General features: G+C 40.7%; 22 protein-coding genes. 7 read left to right on the top strand and 15 right to left on the bottom strand.

The annotated features are described in order from the left end of the window. Position 1: 1 nt before the first annotated feature. Positions 2-820 (bottom strand): M23 family metallopeptidase, encoded by an 819-nt coding sequence (locus BIZ38_RS03945; RefSeq protein ID WP_187489612.1) that lies wholly within the window; start codon positions 818-820, stop codon positions 2-4. Then, positions 813-1,670, bottom strand: coding sequence for a 6-carboxytetrahydropterin synthase (locus BIZ38_RS03950; RefSeq protein WP_187489613.1), 858 nt, complete (start codon positions 1,668-1,670; stop codon positions 813-815). The genes BIZ38_RS03945 and BIZ38_RS03950 overlap by 8 nt, the downstream gene beginning before the upstream one ends. Before the next feature lie 207 nt (positions 1,671-1,877). On the opposite strand from BIZ38_RS03950, the gene fabA reads away from it, so the two are divergent. Continuing rightward, positions 1,878-2,393 (top strand): bifunctional 3-hydroxydecanoyl-ACP dehydratase/trans-2-decenoyl-ACP isomerase, encoded by a 516-nt coding sequence (gene fabA, locus BIZ38_RS03955; protein ID WP_187489614.1) that lies wholly within the window; start codon positions 1,878-1,880, stop codon positions 2,391-2,393. A 64-nt stretch (positions 2,394-2,457) separates the two neighbouring features. Here the strand turns inward: fabA and rmf are convergent, their stop codons facing one another. Beyond that, positions 2,458-2,628, bottom strand: a complete 171-nt coding sequence (rmf, locus tag BIZ38_RS03960; protein WP_036968408.1) for a ribosome modulation factor — start codon at positions 2,626-2,628, stop codon at positions 2,458-2,460. A 373-nt stretch (positions 2,629-3,001) separates the two neighbouring features. Here rmf and BIZ38_RS03965 point away from each other — a divergent pair, with 373 nt between their 5' ends. Together BIZ38_RS03965 and BIZ38_RS03970 are read left to right on the top strand one after the other, a co-directional pair. After that, on the top strand, positions 3,002-3,634 hold the full coding sequence (locus tag BIZ38_RS03965; protein WP_054553818.1) for a TetR/AcrR family transcriptional regulator: 633 nt from the start codon (positions 3,002-3,004) through the stop codon (positions 3,632-3,634). Between the two features lie 61 nt (positions 3,635-3,695). Further along, the gene (locus BIZ38_RS03970; RefSeq protein WP_187489615.1) at positions 3,696-4,685 is read left to right on the top strand and encodes an MDR family oxidoreductase; all 990 of its coding nucleotides are present in this window, start codon (positions 3,696-3,698) and stop codon (positions 4,683-4,685) included. Positions 4,686-4,733: 48 nt separating this feature from the next. On the opposite strand, the gene BIZ38_RS03975 is transcribed toward BIZ38_RS03970, so the two are convergent. Then, positions 4,734-5,300, bottom strand: a complete 567-nt coding sequence (locus BIZ38_RS03975; protein WP_054553816.1) for a hypothetical protein — start codon at positions 5,298-5,300, stop codon at positions 4,734-4,736. A gap of 183 nt (positions 5,301-5,483) precedes the next feature. Between BIZ38_RS03975 and BIZ38_RS03980 the strand changes: the two genes are divergently transcribed. Both BIZ38_RS03980 and gloA read left to right on the top strand, forming a co-directional pair. After that, a complete protein-coding gene (locus tag BIZ38_RS03980; RefSeq protein WP_187489616.1) occupies positions 5,484-5,900 on the top strand; it encodes a VF530 family DNA-binding protein in 417 nt (138 codons plus the stop codon). Positions 5,901-6,083: 183 nt separating this feature from the next. After that, complete coding sequence (gene gloA / locus BIZ38_RS03985) at positions 6,084-6,614, top strand: lactoylglutathione lyase (RefSeq protein WP_187489617.1); 531 nt, start codon at positions 6,084-6,086, stop codon at positions 6,612-6,614. Positions 6,615-6,783: 169 nt separating this feature from the next. Here gloA and BIZ38_RS03990 read toward each other — a convergent pair whose 3' ends face one another. The 11 genes from BIZ38_RS03990 to BIZ38_RS04040 all read right to left on the bottom strand — a co-directional run bounded on the left by BIZ38_RS03990 (position 6,784) and on the right by BIZ38_RS04040 (position 18,022). Beyond that, on the bottom strand, positions 6,784-7,182 hold the full coding sequence (locus tag BIZ38_RS03990) for a biotin/lipoyl-containing protein (protein ID WP_187489618.1): 399 nt from the start codon (positions 7,180-7,182) through the stop codon (positions 6,784-6,786). Positions 7,183-7,196: 14 nt separating this feature from the next. Beyond that, positions 7,197-7,868, bottom strand: a complete 672-nt coding sequence (locus BIZ38_RS03995) for an RDD family protein (protein WP_187489619.1) — start codon at positions 7,866-7,868, stop codon at positions 7,197-7,199. A gap of 38 nt (positions 7,869-7,906) precedes the next feature. After that, positions 7,907-9,727, bottom strand: a complete 1,821-nt coding sequence (locus tag BIZ38_RS04000; RefSeq protein WP_187489620.1) for a protein kinase domain-containing protein — start codon at positions 9,725-9,727, stop codon at positions 7,907-7,909. 55 nt (positions 9,728-9,782) lie between these two features. Next, positions 9,783-10,271 (bottom strand): hypothetical protein, encoded by a 489-nt coding sequence (locus BIZ38_RS04005; RefSeq protein ID WP_054553811.1) that lies wholly within the window; start codon positions 10,269-10,271, stop codon positions 9,783-9,785. A gap of 108 nt (positions 10,272-10,379) precedes the next feature. Beyond that, positions 10,380-11,141, bottom strand: a complete 762-nt coding sequence (locus tag BIZ38_RS04010; protein WP_187489621.1) for an SDR family oxidoreductase — start codon at positions 11,139-11,141, stop codon at positions 10,380-10,382. Positions 11,142-11,150: 9 nt separating this feature from the next. Beyond that, positions 11,151-12,041, bottom strand: coding sequence for a 3-hydroxyisobutyrate dehydrogenase (gene mmsB / locus BIZ38_RS04015; protein WP_187489622.1), 891 nt, complete (start codon positions 12,039-12,041; stop codon positions 11,151-11,153). Between the two features lie 17 nt (positions 12,042-12,058). Next, complete coding sequence (locus BIZ38_RS04020) at positions 12,059-13,201, bottom strand: enoyl-CoA hydratase/isomerase family protein (RefSeq protein WP_187489623.1); 1,143 nt, start codon at positions 13,199-13,201, stop codon at positions 12,059-12,061. Then, the gene (locus tag BIZ38_RS04025) at positions 13,201-13,980 is read right to left on the bottom strand and encodes an enoyl-CoA hydratase (protein WP_054553807.1); all 780 of its coding nucleotides are present in this window, start codon (positions 13,978-13,980) and stop codon (positions 13,201-13,203) included. Before BIZ38_RS04025 ends, BIZ38_RS04020 begins: the two co-directional genes overlap by 1 nt. Positions 13,981-13,990: 10 nt before the next feature. Beyond that, positions 13,991-15,148 (bottom strand): acyl-CoA dehydrogenase family protein, encoded by a 1,158-nt coding sequence (locus BIZ38_RS04030; RefSeq protein WP_138602212.1) that lies wholly within the window; start codon positions 15,146-15,148, stop codon positions 13,991-13,993. A 110-nt stretch (positions 15,149-15,258) separates the two neighbouring features. Further along, a complete protein-coding gene (locus BIZ38_RS04035) occupies positions 15,259-16,749 on the bottom strand; it encodes a CoA-acylating methylmalonate-semialdehyde dehydrogenase (protein ID WP_187489624.1) in 1,491 nt (496 codons plus the stop codon). Between the two features lie 91 nt (positions 16,750-16,840). Further along, entirely contained in the window at positions 16,841-18,022 is a 1,182-nt protein-coding gene (locus tag BIZ38_RS04040; RefSeq protein ID WP_175078340.1) for a thiolase family protein, read from the bottom strand. A 341-nt stretch (positions 18,023-18,363) separates the two neighbouring features. Here BIZ38_RS04040 and BIZ38_RS04045 point away from each other — a divergent pair, with 341 nt between their 5' ends. Next, positions 18,364-18,798, top strand: a complete 435-nt coding sequence (locus BIZ38_RS04045; RefSeq protein ID WP_054553803.1) for a MerR family transcriptional regulator — start codon at positions 18,364-18,366, stop codon at positions 18,796-18,798. Between the two features lie 44 nt (positions 18,799-18,842). Next, complete coding sequence (locus BIZ38_RS04050; RefSeq protein ID WP_054561519.1) at positions 18,843-20,018, top strand: isovaleryl-CoA dehydrogenase; 1,176 nt, start codon at positions 18,843-18,845, stop codon at positions 20,016-20,018. Positions 20,019-20,023: the final 5 nt, after the last annotated feature.

Genomic DNA, 20,023 nt, shown 5'->3' on the forward strand with positions numbered 1-20,023 from the left:
TCTACTTTTTATTAGCTAATGTGTCTTGCATCATTAGCGCAGGGTCAAGGCGTTCATTTTTCCAATTAAAACGCCAGTCTAAATGAGGGCCAGTTACGCGGCCGGTCGCACCGATCTCGGCAATTTTATCGCCACGCTTAATTTCATCCCCTACTTTTACATCTAATTTGCTTAAATGAATATAAGTAGAGGTAACACCATGGCCGTGGTCAAGGATCAAGGTTCCACCAGAGTAATATAAGTCAGCATCAGCAAAAACAACTGTGCCGCTTACTGGTGCATACACTGGGCTACCTGTTTTATTGGCAATGTCTAAACCAAAGTGCGGGCGGCGAGGTTCACCATTAAAGTAACGCTGGCTACCATAAACACCTGAAATGCGCCCCGTTGCCGGCTTATAAACAGGATCTAAAAAGTACCGTAGGTCAGAATTGACTTGCCTCGCTTTACGTACAGCAACAGCTTCACGGCTAATACGCTCAGACACTTCTTTAGGTGGCGAAACATATTTTTTTGCAACACCGGTGATTTTATCAATTTTGTAATCACGCTTAGTGATCACAATTGCTTGTTCGTGGCTTACACCAGCACTATCAACCCAAGAAAGGCTATGATTTGTCTTCGCATCACGACCAAAGCCGAACACAAACTCACCATTTGTTGAAAGCTTAAGAGGCTCACCATTGAAGCTAACACTTTTAGCGCCATCAATTTGGCCTGTTACTAAACCGCCTTGAGTTAAATGTCCTTTTAATTCGACAGCACTTGCAGTAAAAGAAAATAATCCTGCAAATGCAGCTATTAGTAATCCTTTACGCATAACTGATTGACCCCTTACCAACCCCTTCGTAAGCTGTAATTTTAACTTCTGAATCAGGGTATTGGTTTTTAACTTGTGAACTTAAGTAGTCTGCAATGCACTCAACCGTAGTATCACAAGGTAAAATATCGCAACGAGATTTATCAATCGCCATTTCAAAATAGCCTTGCTGTGATGTATAAGCAAAACACACATCGTTATCTTGTGCAGTTACATGCTTGAGGTCTGATTTATTGATTTCATCATCAGCTGTTGCTAGATAAATGTCTTCCCATTTATCTGCCCACTCTTTTTGTAAGCGAGGCATAGCCATACCATCAAGGCTAATACCAATCTGTGAGCGATGGCCATGAATAATACGCTGACAATTACCATCGTGCTTTTTAAGACCATGGCTGTAATGATAGTAAAAACTTTGGCTATGCTCTGGGTATAAAGTAATTTCAATCTTTTCAATGTTGCTAGGTAGCTCAGGCATAATTGTTTTAATTAAAAACTCGGTTACCGACTTTTCATCAATAACATCAGCATCGATTAAACAATATGCTTGGTTAGGAGCACTCATAGCTAAGTGATAATTATCACCAAAATGACAATCTAGCACGCTGTGCTCAGCATGCTGTGTTAGTGAACCGTTTAGTGTGGCAGGCACAGCAAGTTTATGGTCGATACAGTTATCAATAATGCCCTTGATTTGCTTTTTAACTAAGCCAAAATCAAGCACCATCGACTCATCATTTAATTGACCGTGCAGAGTTAAATCCACAATCCAGCTCTCGCCAACTGCGCCGCGTTTATTACACAAGTAAGAAAAATCAATCACTGTCAGTGAGTTTACAAAAAGGATCATAAATTTCCTTTAGACTGGTTAAAGAATCACAGCAATTATAATGATTTTTACTTCACAATGCGCGGTTTTATCTCCCTTTATCAGCGACAGTTTAATTAAATGGTCATAAAACAAGCTAAAAATAGCAAATAATTAACTGCTCCGAGTTGTTTAGCGTACAAGTGTACGCTAAAGTACGGGGCAATTTCTAAGCGATGAATGAGAGTTATGGAACCTAAAAACAGCTATACAAAAGAAGAATTGGTCCTTTGCGGTCAAGGTGAAATGTTCGGTGAAGGCAACTGTCGTTTACCAAGTGACAACATGTTAATGATGGACCGCATTATCTCTATCACTGCGGATGGTGGTGAGTACGGTAAAGGCCAAATCGTTGCAGAACTAGATATCAACCCTGATCTTTGGTTCTTCGACTGTCACTTTAAAGGTGACCCAGTAATGCCTGGTTGTCTTGGTCTTGATGCTATGTGGCAATTAGTAGGTTTCTTCCTTGGTTGGTCTGGTGGTCCAGGTCTTGGTCGTGCACTTGGTGTAGGTGAAGTTAAATTCACAGGTCAAATCTTACCGACAGCTAAAAAAGTAACTTATCGTTTAGACATGAAGCGTGTAATTAAACGTAAATTATTCATGGGTATGGCTGATGGTACTGTTGAAGTAGATGGCCGCGTAATCTATGAAGCAAAAGATCTTAAAGTAGGTCTTTTCCAAGATACATCTTCATTCTAATATTGATGTGTAGATACAAAAAAGCCCCAAAGTGGGGCTTTTTTGCGTAAATAAGGTGCCTATTTTAAGTTTTAAACATATTTCGGTTTTCAATGGCTTCTCGCCAGCCGCCTAACCATTCTGATTTAGGGTCTATTTGTTGATAAGGGCATTGTTCTTTGGAACGGCCTGCCAAGCCTGCTTTATAACCTTGAGAATGAGCTCTTTCTAAACGATCTCTTTTCTGTCTCTTCATAGGTAATATCCTCACCTTTTATATTTATAGATATGTAGCGAAATTGACATCTACATTTAATGAATAGTTAATAAAACTGTTAAATTCAAATAGCAAAAAGCAATTAAATAAATTGACAATAACTAACGTGCTGATGCTCAAATGAATTAACATTTTAAATGACTAGGTGGTCGTACCTCTTTAACTAAAACCATCTATTAATACACTTAAATTCAGCTAAAAACGATACAGCTCTTTTAGCTTCAATATTTGTGACCTAGCCTATTTCTACAAAGTTCCCAATTAAATTGTAATCATGACAAATTTGTGATGATTACAATTTAGTCTATTTATTACTTGCATATTAAAAACCGATCGGTCTAATATGGTGCTCATGGAAACAAATAACTCTGTGCCGAGCCGTCGTGGCAGGCCACCAAAAATAGCGCGTTCAAATGCAGATACGCGTGCCCTACTAATTAATACAGGGTTAGCCGTATTAACTGAAAAAGGCTTTAGCGCAACCGGCATTGATTTAATCTTAAAATCAGCACAAGTACCTAAGGGATCTTTTTATCATTACTTTAAAAGTAAAAATGATTTCGGCTTGGCACTCATAGATGCTTACGACAGCTATTTTCAGGCAAAGTTAAAACGCCACCTAGCAAACGATGCAACAACCCCTCTTGAAAGGATTGTACTGTTTGCTAATGACGCTAAACAAGGCATGGCAAAGTTTGAGTTTAATCGCGGCTGCTTAATTGGTAATTTAAACCAAGAGCTCAGCTACCTTAATGAAGCAATGATTGCACGTATTAAGCAGGCTTACACCAGCTGGCAAGCTCTAATTGAACACTGCTTGATAGACGCAAAGCAGCAAAAACAAATACCTCAATCATCAGATTGTAAAATGCTTGCTGAGTTCTTCTGGATTGGCTGGGAAGGCGCAGTGATGCGCTCTAAACTTGATAAATCAAGTGAACCGCTTACCCTTTATACAGCACAATTTTTACGCTTAATTTTATAAAGCCGTTTTAATACGGTTTTATTTTAACCATTAAAAGACGATCGGTCTAAAAGGAGTCAACATGACAACATCAGTAAAATCGGTAGTTATCAACAAAGATGATCAAGGCTATCGTGCCGAATACACAGACTTTCCTGTAGAGAGCATCCACCAGCACGATGTAAATATTGATGTTGACTACAGCACTTTGAATTACAAAGATGCTTTAGCGATTACGGGTAAAGGCCCTGTGGTAAGAACATTCCCGATGATCCCCGGAATTGACCTTGCAGGCACAGTAACAGAGTCTAAAAGCGATGAATTTAAAGTAGGCGATAAAGTTCTGTTAAATGGCTTTGGTGTTGGTGAGAAATACTTAGGTGGTCTAAGTGAAAAAGCATCTTTGAACGCTGATTGGCTTATCCCCCTTCCCGCTAATTTAACACCAAAACAAGCAATGCAAATTGGTACTGCGGGGTATACCGCAATGCTGAGTATCATCGCTTTAGAAAAACAAGGTATCACACCCCAAAGTGGCGAAATTCTTGTTACCGGTGCTAATGGCGGCGTAGGCAGTTTTGCTATCTATTTACTTAATAAGCTTGGCTTTGATGTTGTTGCCACAACAGGCCGTATGAACGAAGCAGATCACCTTGAAAAATTAGGCGCAAAACGTGTTTTATCTCGCGATGAATTCTCAGCACCTGGTAAACCACTGGCAAAAGAGCAATTCGCTGGTGCAATTGATTCTGTGGGTAGCCACACCCTTGCAAATGTGTGTGCATCGATTAAATACGGTGGTGTTGTAACAGCCTGTGGTTTAGCACAAGGTATGGACTTTCCGGCAACGGTAGCGCCTTTTATCCTTCGTGGCATTAGCCTAATGGGTATTGATAGTGTAATGCGCCCTAAAGCTGACCGAATTGAAGCATGGCAACGTTTAAGTGAGTTAGTTGAGGCGCAGTACCTAGATACTATTTCACAAGAAGTCCCGCTTTCTGACGCCGTTGCAAATGCAGAAGCCCTATTAAAAGGTGAAATACGTGGCCGTGTAGTAGTTAATTGTAAGTAATAGATTTAAAGGCTCTAAACACCTTAGAGCCTTTTTAAAAAAAAGAATTTAAACACCAAACGCCGCAAGCTTTTCGTTTAGTTCTTCCTTTGAAATTAATTGCATATCGTACTGTTTTTTAACTTTACGAATATTATCAAAATTATCCAATTTAAGCTGAGCTCTAGCTAATTTATCCTGCATCTCTTTTTCTGTTAATACATCCAGTTTCACAGCTTTCTCTAGCTTTTCTTTTTCTTCATCAAACTCACGTTGAAAAATTGCTTTTTCTTGTAGAATTATCTGATCTTTTAATTTTTTCTCAATTTCTACTGCTTCTTTCTCAAGCTCTATTTTTTTCTCTAAAAGAGGCTCTATTCTGTCGAGTGTATCTTTTAGAACAGCTTCAACATTTTCACCCTTATTATCGACTAAATTAGATACATACTTTTTACCAATGTCTTGGTAAGCAATATTTAGTTGCCCGTTAATTGAAGTAATTTCAGAATTAATCGCTGAAAGCTTTGATTTTTCTTTCGACGCAGTAGAGATATCACTGGTTAGTTTAGAGGTTGATTCACTAATATTTGTTCCAATTGTATTAGCTTGTGTTTTGATCTTATCAAAAAGTCCCATTTATAGATTCCTTAATCAATTTAATAAATTAGCCTCATGCCAATTCAAGCGCATAGATTACCCATATAAGGTAAACATGTAAACTTTTAAAATGGTTCGTATATCAAATTGATAAGCGGTATCTAAATTAGATCTTTCAAATTATAATTAACTAATTACGTAAACAATAAACAAGAGCATGATATGAGTAATAAAGAAATTTTCAGCAATAACCCGCTACAAGGTGTTGGTATTGAGCAAGTCGTAACAGAGCTTGTCGAACAATATGGCTGGGAATTACTCCACGCCTATATGCGGTTGAACTGCTTTAAGAATAATCCAGATGTTAAATCTGCGGTTAAGTTTTTACGTAAAACCCAATGGGCTCAAGAAAAAGTCGAGAACTTTTATTTGTATCGTCTTAAAAACTTACCACGCCCAGACAATGTCAACTACGAATTACCGCCACGCGATCGCGTGATCCCTGCTGATCAAAAACCAGGTGAACCGTGTGAGTTAAGTTTTACCGACGCCAAACGCATTCACGCTAAAAAAGAAGCTAAACAACTTGCTCGAGCTAGAAAAAAACGTTCAAGTGCGAGTAATCCTTGGGGTAATTGATTTTTAAGCTTTGAGCTGTAAGATGAAATAAGCCGCCTGTTTGGGCGGTTTTTTATTTGGGTTAGCAAATTAAGAACTGAAGATTTGTCTTAGCACATCAAAAATATTTGTTATTAATTTAAGGGTAACGTGAATATGTTAGACTAATTACATTACCAGAAATATCAGCTAAAAAGGATGTGTATGTCTAACTACAACGAATCACCTGAACAAATCGCAACCGCTACGCAAGGTTATGTAATGCAACAGACAATGTTGCGCATTAAAGAACCAAAGCCTTCTTTAGATTTCTATCAAAATGTTTTAGGTATGAAGTTACTTGGTAAATATGACTTCCCTAAAATGGAGTTTACGCTGTACTTTTTAGGTTATGAGCAAGACATGCCAACAGGCAGCGATAAAGAAAAAGCACAGTGGGTATTTCGCCGCCCTGCTCTTATCGAGCTTACACATAATTGGGGCACAGAAAATGACGACAGTTTTACAGGTTACCATAGTGGTAATGATGAACCAAAAGGCTTTGGTCATATCGGTATAAGCGTGCCAGATGTGTACGCAGCATGCGAGCGTTTTGCAAAATACGATGTTGAGTTTCTCAAAAAACCAGATGATGGCTCTATGAAAGGCTTAGCTTTTATTAAAGACCCTGATGGCTATTGGATAGAAATACTCTCGGCTGAAGGGATCACTGAGATCATTGAAGAGCATAAGTAAGGCTGCCCCTTCAATAACCTGCTATTTAGCAGGTTATTGAATTTTTCATTTTAAGGTTTTACTTATTAACTCAGAGTTCTCTTTAAAATAAAGATTCCATTAATTATCATTTGGTCATTGTTTAGCTTTAAATACACCTGTTAAAAGCCAAATAACATCATCTTCTCAGTTACAAACTTGTATAAATAATACCTACAATAGCCACAAAAAAAAGAACTAGCAGCCAATAATGTTGAACTTGATGGTTCTTACTCTTTTTATCTGAGGTGTTTACTTTAGAAGTAGCATTTTCCTTCGGTGTAGAGTGAACAAATCTAATTTCAGCGTTTTCATCAGGTAACATCATCCCAACTACTTGGTTAGCAGTAACATAATCCCCAGCTTTAACCTTAAATTCACTAATTTCACCTGCTTCAGACGCTTGAATTTCTAATATTGTTTTATCTGTTTCTATATCAAAGAGGGGGGAATTAACTAAAACAATATCGCCAACATCTACATGAACATTTGCTACCTTAACATCGCCAATATCATTTAGTAATTCAGGTATTTTTATTGGGATTGACATAGTCGCGCTCCTTATTACAACCTAACAACAACCGTTTTACCTATGAAGTCATGTATTGCACGACGCTTTTCATTAAACAGCATAGTTATAAATTCTGACAATGCCCATACTGTAGCTAAAGAACTCAAACCCATAATTAAATAAGTTAAAAACTCATGTATGCTACCTAGTTGTTGTAACGATATTGAAATAGATAAAAGTAGTAGTATCCAAGATGAGTTAATAGCAATATTTACAGATTCTCGGCGAACCGATTGTTTAAGATTAATATCTGTTTCAGTGTCATGATTGAGGACTTTAACATCCATCACCATCTTACCAAGAGTTTGGCCATAAAACCCATGCATAAAAACAACGTAGCCAATATACTGAACGCCATTAACGGCTTGTAAAACCATGTTTTGGTTAGAGTATTCAACGCCAAAGAGTAAGCATTCAATATAAAGTAATGCTGTAAATATTAAACCATCAATAATCGCGGCCCAAAAACGAGGCCAAAAAGTAGCATACCTTTTACTCGTTTCTAGCTCTTCAAACTCTGCTTTTATTTCTGGGTCTTTTAATTTATTTGCTATCTCTAATTCTAACTCTTGTGCTCTTTGTGGGAAGCTATCTTTATCAATATATTTTTGAGCATCTAGAAGCTCATTCAATGAATAATTTTTATAATTTGGGGTGTAGTCCATGTTTGTTATTCTCCTTACTGCTTTAATTTAGTCAGCTTTTAGCATTTAGCTCTTTTTGGGTCTCGCGGATAAAACTCATCGGGCTGTTTAGTACACAAATCAAATTCACGAGTATTCTTGTAAGGTAGCTTCATAAATCCTGCTACACCCACATCTGTGATATTAACCGCGTATTGCATGAGCTTACTTAATAAACGTTTAAATTCTGGTTCTTTACTGGCATCTAGCAGACGATAGTAATGGTGTATTTTCATCCTATCAGGTAAGGCTTCGAAAATGATACAACCTGTGTGGTGAATTTGGTTAAGTTCAAATACGCACTTTATGACCTTTTTCGGGAGCTGTAATTGCTCATCAGGGTCTTTACCATCTTCAAAGTACGAATGCGGTCTGGTTACGTCTGAGGCTTGTACATCCATTACTTCATAATCAAGCTCAGGTAAATTCTCAAACTTAAACGCACCTGTGCCATCACGTTCGAGCTGAATGGTCTTACGCGCATCAAACAAACAACATTTAAAGAGACCTTTTTGTTCAATCCCCTGTGCTAACATCACCGTGTTGTTAATGGCATCGGTAAAGGCTGTACCAAGTGTTTCATCATGCAGGATAAGTGATGATTCAACAAACAGTGAGTTTTCTTTCCAATGAAAACTAAGGCCCCCTACTACCGGATATTTTGCTAATCGGCTAATAGAGGCCAAAAATGCTTTTTCGGTGTCGCCGGTATCAAATAAAAACTCTTTGTAGTACCTGTCGAGCTGGGCATCGTTTACATCAAGTAATTGTTGATTATGGTCGGCTTGTCTTAAAAATTGTTTACGTGAGCTATAAACTACCGTGTCTGGGTGTTCATCAAACTCACTAAACCAATAAGGGATATAAGGGCGAATGACTTTACGGGGCAGCTCAGGGAGGTAAGCTTTAGCCATTGTAGGCATGTTTCGCATAAAATAATCACCAGCGCCATCTCTGGTTGCCTTATCTTTTGAAAGCATACCGTCAATAACCCGGGCAAGCTCCATAGGTAAATTCAGGCTTGTAGCCGGAATAACCGCCGCACCAAATCGGCAAGATTGTGCAGATGCCAGTGCATAAAGAGTTGAAGCAACACCTTGCTCATCAAAACGTGGCGATGACTGCCCGCCCGACATTTGCTCATCACCAATAAAATACACATCACCCATACGTGCATTGGTTGTGCTTATATCAGCAGACATAAGATCCATAAAGTTGCTAGCAACCGGATTACCTTCAGCATCTATTTGTGCATAAACAGAGCTGCCCCAGTCTACCAACGACAACTTATTAGTTTGTTCATCATAAACAATGTTAGAGGGTTTAATATCGCCATGTACAATAGGCTGTGGGCTTAAGCCATTTTTGTGTTCACGTAAATCTACCAGCACATTACGTAGCCTAAGAGCAAGCGCCATGACTTTTGCTGCACTAAAACGCCCCTGCTTGATGGAAATTTTTTCTAAGTCTTCACCTAGAGCCCGCTCCATCATTAAAATGCCTTGCTTTTTAATGCGTTCAAAGGCATAAAATTTTGGCACCAGCGGATTATTAACTTGCGAGAGCATGTACGCTTCGTCTTCTAGACGATCACGTACACTTTGTGCAAGGGTTATCCGTGAAAACTTAAATACCCAAGGTAGGTCTTCATCATCAACACCGGCAAAAACAAATCCAAACGCACCAGAACCAATTAATTCAACGTCACTGTAACCAAGCAAAGTAAGCTGTTTAATACAAATGTTAAGCCATTGACGGTGCTTTTTAGCATCATGGTGAGACAGCAAATAAACAGACTGCTCTTCATTGATATAAAAATTGCGGATTTGTTTGGGATTCACTGCATCTCTCAAAGTTAAGCGGCTTTTAACCGCTTAATTATTGAATGCTAGGCAGTTAATTACAAGGCTTTTGCTCTTCTATGATCCAGCCTTGATCTTTCATAACCAGTTCTGATACTGCGAAGGTTAAGCAACAAAAGATAACCAACTCTAATAAGGTAAGAATATCAGCGGCAAAACACCAGCCTAAAACCCCTGCAAATAAAAATGGGATTGCTTTTAAATACCAAGCAATTTGTCGGGTTTTACCATATGTGAGTTGATAACTGTGAACTAGCTCACCCTCACACTCTAATGTAATGGTAGAAGAAAACTTCCTGAATAAAGTCACTGAAATTGTTAATTGGCAGGCTTTACCATCAACATGAAACTCATGAACAGATTTTGTTTTAAAGTTACGTGATTCTGCTATTAATTCACCGTCTACTTTCAGAACTTCTTTACCTGAGTAAGCAGAACCCCAGTATTCAATTAAATGTTCACCCAGTTTGAAGTTGGCTTTAATTCCCTTGCTCATTGATACTGTAATGCCATCAGTGTTCATAACAAATCTCCTTATCATTATGAATTTAAAATACTTTAAAAATAAAAAAACGGCAAGCTAGGCTTACCGTTTTGGTACTTTCAATGGGTAAAGGGTTACCATTTCAAACTAAAGGCGGATACCACCATCAATTTCAACAACACGACCTGTAAAGAAGTCATTCTCTACAATGTATTGTGCTGTTTGGGCAATTTCTTCTGCTTCACCAAAACGACCCACTGGCGTTACTGCCATCATGCGTTGTTTTGCTTCTGGTTTCATTGCATCTGTCATTGCTGTGCGAATAACACCTGGTGCAATTGCACCAACACGGATACCAAAGCGACCTAATTCTTTCGCCCAACCCGTTGTCATCGCAACAACACCGGCTTTAGACGCAGCATAGTTTGTTTGGCCAATATTACCTGCACGAGCAACACTCGACATATTAACGATAACGCCGCCTTTGCCAGACTCAATCATGTGACTCGCAGCTTCACGTCCTGCTAAGAATACACCAGTTAGGTTCACATCAATCACAGATTGAAATTGAGCCAGCGACATTTTATCTACCACTTTGCCTTCTTTTGCTTTGATAAACATACCATCGCGTAAGATACCTGCGTTATTAATTAACACGCCGATATGGCCAAAGTCTTTGTTGATAGTATTAAACGTTGCTACCACAGCGTCTTCATCTGTAACATTAGCAGTATACGCCATGACTTTTGTGCCATGCTTGGCAAGCGCTGATACTGCAGTATCTAGTACATCTTGTTGCATATCTATAAGGGCGATGTTCGCGCCAAGGGATGCAAATTTCTCGGCCATCGCTAAGCCTAAACCTTGCGCACCACCTGTAATTACAATGTTGTTGTTTTTAATTTCCACAACAATCTCCTACTTCGAGAATAGTTTAAAAATAGCGCTAAAATCATCACTACCCGCACCTTGATGCTGAAGCATAGTGTATAGATTCTTCGCCATTGACCCCATTGGGGTAGATGAATTACTTTGCTGAGCCGCTTCCATAGCTAGACCTAAGTCTTTCGCCATTAAATCAACCATAAAGCCTGGTTTATAATCATTACTTGCTGGCGCCGTTTCCATTACACCTGGGCATGGGTTATAAAGCTCAAGTGTCCAGTTACGGCCAGAGCTTGCGCTCATAATGTCACTTAACACTTTTGGGTCGAGCCCGTTGTTAATTCCCATTTGTAGTGCTTCGCTAGTACCAGCCATTAAAATGCTCAGCAGCATGTTGTTACAGATTTTTGCTACTTGGCCTGCACCAACATCACCAGCATGGAAGATGTTTTTACCCATATCCACTAAAGCCAGTTTGGCTTTTTCAAAGTGGCTTTGCTCACCACCGACGATAAAGGTTAAAGTACCTGCTGTTGCACCTGTAACACCACCTGATACCGGTGCATCAACAAAATCAATACCTTTTTGAGCAAGTTCGCTACCCACTTGACGCGCTGATTCTGCATCAATGGTTGAACAGTCAATCACTAAAGTTTTGCTATCAAGTAAGTTGATAAGGCCTGTTTCGCCTAAATATAGAGACTTAACGTGTTTGCTTGCTGGTAGCATACTGATAAAAATATCTGCGCCAATGGCACACTCAGCTGCATCGGTAGCAGCAATTGCACCTTTATCGGCAAGCTCACTAACCGCTGCTTTATTTAAGTCAAACACACGAACTGTATGACCTGCATTGACAAGGTTTGCCGCCATTGGGCCACCCATGTTGCCTAAACCAATAAATCCTATTGTTAATTTAGCCATTTGCTTACCCCTTGGACTTAAGATGACGTTAATGAGTTAAGTGGGTGAGATTGCTCATCCCAGCGTACTGTAAAGAAGCTATCCACAACTGTTTCGTCGATATCGCTAATCGATTTAAACTGCCAGTTAGGTGCACCGTCTTTGTCGATTAGTAGCGCACGAACGCCTTCTTGGAACTCGCCTACTTCGCCACAACGAACTGACATGCCTAACTCCATTTTGAAGCAATCTGCTAACGTCATCTCTTTTGAATTAGCTAATTGACGTTCTACCAGCGCACAACTAAGCGGACAACCATGCGCTAATGACTTTTGCGCACGAGTAAGCCATTTGTCTTCAGTTTGTACAGCTTGAATGTAGTCAATTTTCCCCTGCAATGAATCAAACTCAGCCAGCTTTTGAATAACCGCTAAGTTATCTTTTACATTGCCTTTAGGAACACGGCCTGAAATATTATCAATAGAGATTAAAATGTTAGTTAGCTTTTCGTGGTTTAATGAGGCTGTTTTGCCCCACTTTTCAGCGGTGATAGCCGTTAAAATAGCGTCATATTTATCTGCTGTTGCATAGTGATCAGCAAGATTAACAAACAAGGCATCTTCAGCATTGATAGACGCCGCAGTTAACCCTAAGAATAGACCCACTTGCTCAGGCATTTTATGTAAGAAATAACTGCCGCCCACATCAGGGTATAAACCAATGGTTAGCTCAGGCATTGCAATACGCGATGTTTCTGTTACCACTCGGTGACTTGCCCCAGCCATTAAGCCAAGGCCGCCCCCCATAACAATGCCATTACCCCAAAGTAATATTGGCTTTTCATAGCAGTGAATTAGATAGTCTAATTTGTACTCAAGGGTAAAAAAGTCTTCAATGTAGTTAGCTGGCTCACCTGTGCTCATTGCTTTATGCAGGCTTACTACATCGCCACCGGCACAAAATGCTTTTTCGCCAGCCCCTTTTAGAATGACCATGGCAACGGCGTCATCGTCAGCCCATTTTCTAAGCTGAGGCTCAAGCAGTTGGATCATGTCGTAATTTAAAGCGTTTAACGACTTAGGTGCATTGAGTGTCGCAATTGCAATAAGGCCACTCTCGGCCTCTGCAGTTTCAAACACCACAGGCGCATCTTGATGATTTAGTAGTGTTACGTTAGTCATTAGCCATTTACCCAATTTGCTTTACGCTTTTCTAAGAACGCATTCACGCCTTCTTTTTGGTCTTTCGTATCAAACAATTGTACAAATAACTCACGCTCTAATGGCAACGCATGAGCCATAGGTTGTGTGCGACCTTTTTGAATAAGCTCTTTACATGCAGTCACAGCAACTGGGCTTTGCTCGCCAACTTGGTTAGCAAGTTTCATTGCTGCAGCTAAGCTCTCACCAGTGCCAACAACTTCTTCAACAAGGCCAATTTCGCGAGCTTTGTCTGCTTTTAGGCGCTCGCCACATAAGATCATGCGTTTTGCCCAGCCCTCACCAACAAGCCACGCAAGGTTTTGCGTACCGCCAGCACAAGGCAGTAAGCCAACTTTCGCTTCAGGCAGTGCCATTTGAGCTTGCTCTTCAGCTATACGAATATCACAAGCAAGAGCCACTTCAAGACCACCACCCATGGCATAACCATTAATTGCCGCGATTGATACACCACGGAAATTGGTTAATGCTTCAAATGCATCACCAAACACTTTTGACATAGTGGCAGCAACGCCTTTGTCACCGCTGGCAAACACGTTTAAATCAGCACCTGCACTAAAGAACTTTTCACCTTGGCCTGTAATCACTAATGCATAGACATTTTTGTTAGCATTTAGCTCAGTTACAGTGTCTTTAAGCGCGGTTAATGTATCTTGTGTCCAGGTATTCGCTGGCGGGTTATTCATAGTTAAAACCGCTACGTTACCTTCAATATTTAAATCAATCGATGGATTAGACATAGGTTGCTCCTTATAGAATGTCGCCAGCTGACTCAGCTAAGATACGACGTGCGATAATCACACGCATAATTTCATTTGTGCCTTCAAGAATTTGATGCACACGGACGTCTCTGAAATGACGCTCTAATGGGTATTCTTTGATGTAACCGTAACCGCCGTGAATTTGTAGTGCGTCGTCACAGACTTTAAAACCAACATCTGTAGCAAAACGTTTTGCCATCGCGCAGTAGGTGGTTTTTTCGCTGTCACCGGTATCTAGTTTAAATGCGGCTAAGCGTACCATTTGACGAGCGGCAACAAGCTCGGTGTTCATATCAGCAATCTTAAATTGCAGTGCTTGGAAAGCAGCTAAAGGCTTACCAAATTGCTCACGTTCTTTTAGGTATTCGCGCGCAGTATTAAGAGCTGCTTGTGCTGTACCTAATGAACAGGTAGCAATATTAATACGACCACCGTCTAAGCCTTGCATTGCAAACTTAAAGCCTTCGCCTTCTTGACCTAATAAGTTAGCCGCAGGAATTCTGACACCTTCGAAGCTAATTAAACGTGTAGGCTGTGCATTCCAGCCCATTTTTTCTTCAGCTTTACCGTATTCGATACCTGCTGCGTCAGCTGGCACAACAAATGCCGAAATACCGGCAGCGCCTTCACCACCAGTGCGCGCCATAACTACAAGTAAATCAGTTTCACCAGCACCCGAGATAAACATCTTAGAGCCTGAGATCACATACTCATCGCCCTCTTTAACCGCTTTGGTTTTTAGCGATGCCGCATCAGAGCCAGAGCCAGGCTCTGTTAAACAGTAAGACGCAAGTAACTCACCCATTACTAATTGTTCACAGTATTGAGCTTTTACTTCCTCAGTACCAAAGCTTGCAATCATCCAGGTTGCCATATTATGAATGGTCAACATAGCGGTTGTTGCGGTACAACCCATGGCAAGCTGCTCAAAGATAATGCTTGAATCTAGGCGAGATAAACCTAAGCCGCCCGCTTCTTCAGGGGTATATAAACCACAAAAGCCTAGCTCACCGGCTGCTTTAATGGTGTCTTTAGGAAAAATGTGTTCTTGGTCCCACTTAGCAGCATGTGGAGCAAGTTCAGACTCTGCAAACTGACGGGCTGTTTCAGCAAATGCTTGCTGATCTTCGGTTAAATTAAAGTCCATAGTAGACCTCTATTTTGTTGTCTTATTCTTGTGTGAATAACGATTGTTGTCGTTTAAATGTGTGTTCTTTGAGCGAGCATGTGCTCGCTCAGCAGTAAATTAATTACAGCTTATTTAAGGTTGATACTCATGTTCGGACCTGAGGCGATATCATCCTCGAACCAGCGTGAAGTAATTGTTTTCGTTTCTGTATAAAAACGAATACCTTGCTTACCGTAGGTGTGTTGATCGCCGTAGAATGAGCCTTTCCAACCTGTGAATGAGAAAAACGGGAGTGGCACAGGAATTGGCACGTTGATACCAACTTGACCTACTTCAATTTCATGTTGGAATTTACGTGCAGCAGCGCCGCTTGATGTGAATAACGAAGTACCGTTACCGTAAGGCGAGTTATTGATAAGCTCAATCGCCTCTTCAAGAGTATCTACGAACATACAAGCCAATACAGGACCAAAGATCTCTTCTTTGTATAAATCCATCTCGGTGGTTACATCAGTAAATAGCGTTGGACCAACCCAGTTACCTTGCTCGTAACCTTCAACAGTAAAATCAGAGCCATCAATTAAGCACGTTGCACCTTGTTCTTTACCACTTGCGATAAGCGATAAGATACGGTCTTTAGCTGCTTTTGATGTTTGTGGGCCGTAAGCAGCGTTGGTATCATCCCATACACCTGGGCGTACGTTTTCAAAGCCAGCTTTAATTTCGTCAACCCAGTCTTTTGCTTGACCAACAAACACAGCAACCGAAATCCCCATACAGCGCTGACCCGCAGCACCTACAGACGCACCGACTAGGTTGTTTACAACATGCGATTTACTGGCATCAGGCATAATAACCATGTGGTTTTTTGCACCTACACAAGCTTGTACGCGTTTAAGGTTTGCTGTGCCTTTTGAATAGATGTATTCACCTACACCACACGAACCAACAAATGAAATAGCACGTACTGCTGGGTCTTCTAATAAACGGTCAACTTGTGGTTTTGTACCATGAACAACTTGTAACACTCCTTTTGGTGCACCTGCTTCAACAAATAGTTCAGCTAAACGCATCGGTGTTAGTGGATCTTGCTCTGATGGTTTCAGAATAAAGGTGTTACCACACACAATAGCTAGTGGGAACATCCATAAAGGGATCATCGCAGGGAAATTAAATGGCGTAATACCCGCACATACACCTAGTGGTTGCATGTAAGAGTAAGTATCGATTTTACGCGCTACGTTTTCCATTGTTTCGCCCATCATCAGAGATGGTGCATTGGCTGCTTGCTCAACCACTTCAATACCACGCCAAACATCGCCTTTGGCATCTTCAAATGTTTTACCCAGCTCATGACAAATAATCGTCGCAAGTTCGTCATGGTTTTCTTTTAGTAGTGCTGCGTATTTCATCATAATGCGCGCACGCTCAGAAATTGGCACTTCTTTCCATGTTTTAAATGTTTCTTTTGCAGAGGCAATGGCTGCATCCATTTCAGTATCCGTTGCACACGGGACTTGAGCTAACACTTCTTGGTTCGCAGGATTGATAACATCAATCAACTGCGATGAACTTGATTGGGTAAATTCGCCGTTGATAAATAAAGGTACTTGGTGCATGAGGCACTCCTCCCCAGTGGGTATAAATAGGCCGCAACATGATAGTTTTTAAAATACGTTGCGGCTGTGAGAGATTAAAATTCTAAAGTGATTAAATAGCTTCAATTGCCATAGCAACAGCTTCACCACCACCGATACACAGTGAGGCAACACCTTTGCTAAGACCACGATTCTTTAATGCATGAATTAAGGTAACTAAGATACGCGCGCCGCTTGCACCAATAGGGTGACCAAGTGCACAGGCACCGCCGTTTACGTTTACTTTGCTTTCATCAAGTTTTAACTCGTTAATTGCAAGCATAGTCACCATGGCAAACGCTTCGTTGATTTCCCATAAATCAACATCATTAACAGACCAACCGGCTTTTTCTAAAAGCGATTGCATTGCGCCAACAGGTGCTAAAGTAAATTCACTTGGTGCTTGAGAATGTGTGCTGTGAGCAACAATACGACACAGTGGTGTTAAACCTTGTGCTTTAGCATCTGATTCACGCATTAACACAAGCGCTGCTGCACCATCAGAAATTGATGACGAGTTTGCAGCTGTAATCGTACCGTCTTTTTTGAATGCAGGACGTAAACCCGGGATTTTATCAGGACGTGCATTGCCTGGTTGCTCATCAATCGCAACGGTCACATCACCTTTGCGTGTAGAAATAGTGTGCGCGGCAATCTCGTTTGCAAATGCGCCGGTTTCAATCGCACTATTCGCTTTAGTTAGTGAGCTAAGCGCAAAGTTATCCATTTGTTCACGACCAATTGAATACTGATCAGCAGTGTCTTGTGCAAAACAACCCATTGCTTTATTGTCGTAAGCATCTTCAAGGCCATCACACATCATGTGATCTTTTACTTCACCATGACCCATACGCATACCTGAACGTGCATTTGGTAACATATAAGGGGCATTACTCATGCTTTCCATGCCACCCGCAACCGCTGAGTTGATAGAGCCTGATTTAATTAAGTCATGGGCAAACATTGCAGCCTTTAAGCCAGAGCCACATACTTTGTTGATTGTTGTTGCGCCAGTACCTTGATTAAGGCCAGCTTTTAACATTGCTTGGCGAGCAGGTGCTTGACCAAGACCAGCTGGTAATACACAGCCCATGATCACTTCGTCAATCTTATCGGCAGATAAACCGGCTTGCTCTAAGCTACTTTTTATAGCAGTAGCACCTAAATCAGTTGCGTGTGCACCACTTAGTGCGCCCATAAAACCACCCATAGGGGTACGTTTTGCGGCAACAATAACAACGGCTTCAGTAGTCATAATTGGCTCCATGTAAGTGGTTATCATCATGTGTTCAAATCATGTGTAACCAAACAGTTAATTTGTTATAGTTTAATTTCGATTTAATTCAGCATACATAATATTTACGTTTACGCCAACGTAAATCTAAAATCAACATTTTTGCGGCTGGTAAAACTGTAAACTTATCTGTATTTTGTTGTATGAAAAATCGAACATCTGCTTACAAGGCTAGATAAATAAAGCTTTTCAACAAATCCAACCAGTTATCTTTATAAGTCTAAAGTATAACCCCTAAATCACCCTTTACCTTTACGTAAACTTCACTTATATTGGTGTTATTCGAATGAGGTAAATAAATCATGAAACAAGACAATCAAACAAACTTTGAAAGCGCAGCAGTTGAACCTGCTAGCAATGAGCAAACGTTTAGTATCAGCGAACTAGCAAAAGAATTTGATATTACCACCCGCTCTATCCGCTTTTATGAAGACCAAGGCTTGATCTCACCTGATCGCAATGGTCAAACCCGTATTTATTCAAAACGCGACAAAGTAAGACTAAAACTTATTCTACGCGGTAAACGCTTAGGTTTTACCTTGGCCGAAACGGGCCGTTTGTTTGAACTGTACGACGCAGATAAATCAAGCGCTAAGCAGCTAGTGACTATGCTTGACCTTATCGCAGAAAAAAAAGCAGACCTAAGCCAACAGATGGACGACATTAAAGTTGTACTTATGGAATTGGTTACAGCAGAACGCCGCTGTCGTGAAACCCTTAATAATTTAGACGAATAACCTGACAACAATCTCGTCAACAGACTCTCACAGGAACACACATTATGAGCACTATTTCACTATACAAAGAAATGAACTTCGGACTTGGCGAAACAGCAGACATGATCCGCGATCATGTTAATAGCTTTGCGAGCCAAGAAATTGCCCCACTTGCAGAACAAACAGATGTAGACAATGCCTTCCCTAATCAACTTTGGCCACAGCTTGGCGAAATGGGATTATTAGGTATGACAGTACCTGAAGAATTTGGCGGTGCGGGCCTTGGTTACCTTGAGCATGTTATTGCAATGGAAGAAATTAGCCGTGCAAGCGCATCGATTGGTTTAAGTTATGGTGCTCATTCAAACCTATGTGTTAACCAAATTAACCGTAATGGGTCACAGGCTCAAAAAGAAAAATACCTGCCTAAGCTTATCAGCGGTGAGCACATTGGTGCCCTTGCGATGAGTGAGCCAAATGCGGGTTCTGATGTTGTATCAATGAAATTAAAAGCTGAGAAAAAAGGCGATGTGTTTGTACTTAACGGTAACAAGATGTGGATCACCAATGGTCCAGATGCCGATACCTTTGTTATCTATGCAAAAACAGATTTAAATGCCGGCCCTAAAGGGATCACAGCGTTCATCGTTGAACGTAACACACCAGGATTCTCTACTGCGCAGAAGCTAGACAAACTTGGTATGCGTGGCTCTAACACCTGTGAATTAGTGTTCGAGAACTGCGAAGTACCAGCAGAAAACATTCTAGGTAACTTAAACGAAGGCGTAAAAGTACTTATGAGTGGCCTTGATTATGAGCGTGTTGTTTTGGCCGCAGGCCCGCTTGGCATTATGCAAGCATGTATGGACATTGTGGTTCCTTATATTCATGAGCGTAAACAGTTTGATAGCCCAATTGGTCAGTTCCAACTTATTCAAGGCAAAATCGCTGATATGTACACGCAAATGAATGCTGCTCGATCATACGTTTACACGGTAGCTCGTGCATGTGACCGCGGCGAAACAACACGTAAAGATGCTGCTGGTGCGATTTTATATGCTGCAGAGCTGGCGACTAAAATGGCCCTTGATGCTATCCAAATCTTAGGTGGTAATGGTTATATCAACGAATACGCGACAGGTCGTTTATTACGTGATGCAAAACTATATGAAATTGGCGCAGGTACTTCAGAAATCCGCCGCATGCTAATTGGTCGCGAATTATTCACTGAAAGCCGATAGGACCT

It is taken from the genome of Pseudoalteromonas sp. BZK2 (assembly GCF_014349195.1).
Taxonomy (GTDB): Bacteria; Pseudomonadota; Gammaproteobacteria; order Enterobacterales; family Alteromonadaceae; genus Pseudoalteromonas; species Pseudoalteromonas simplex.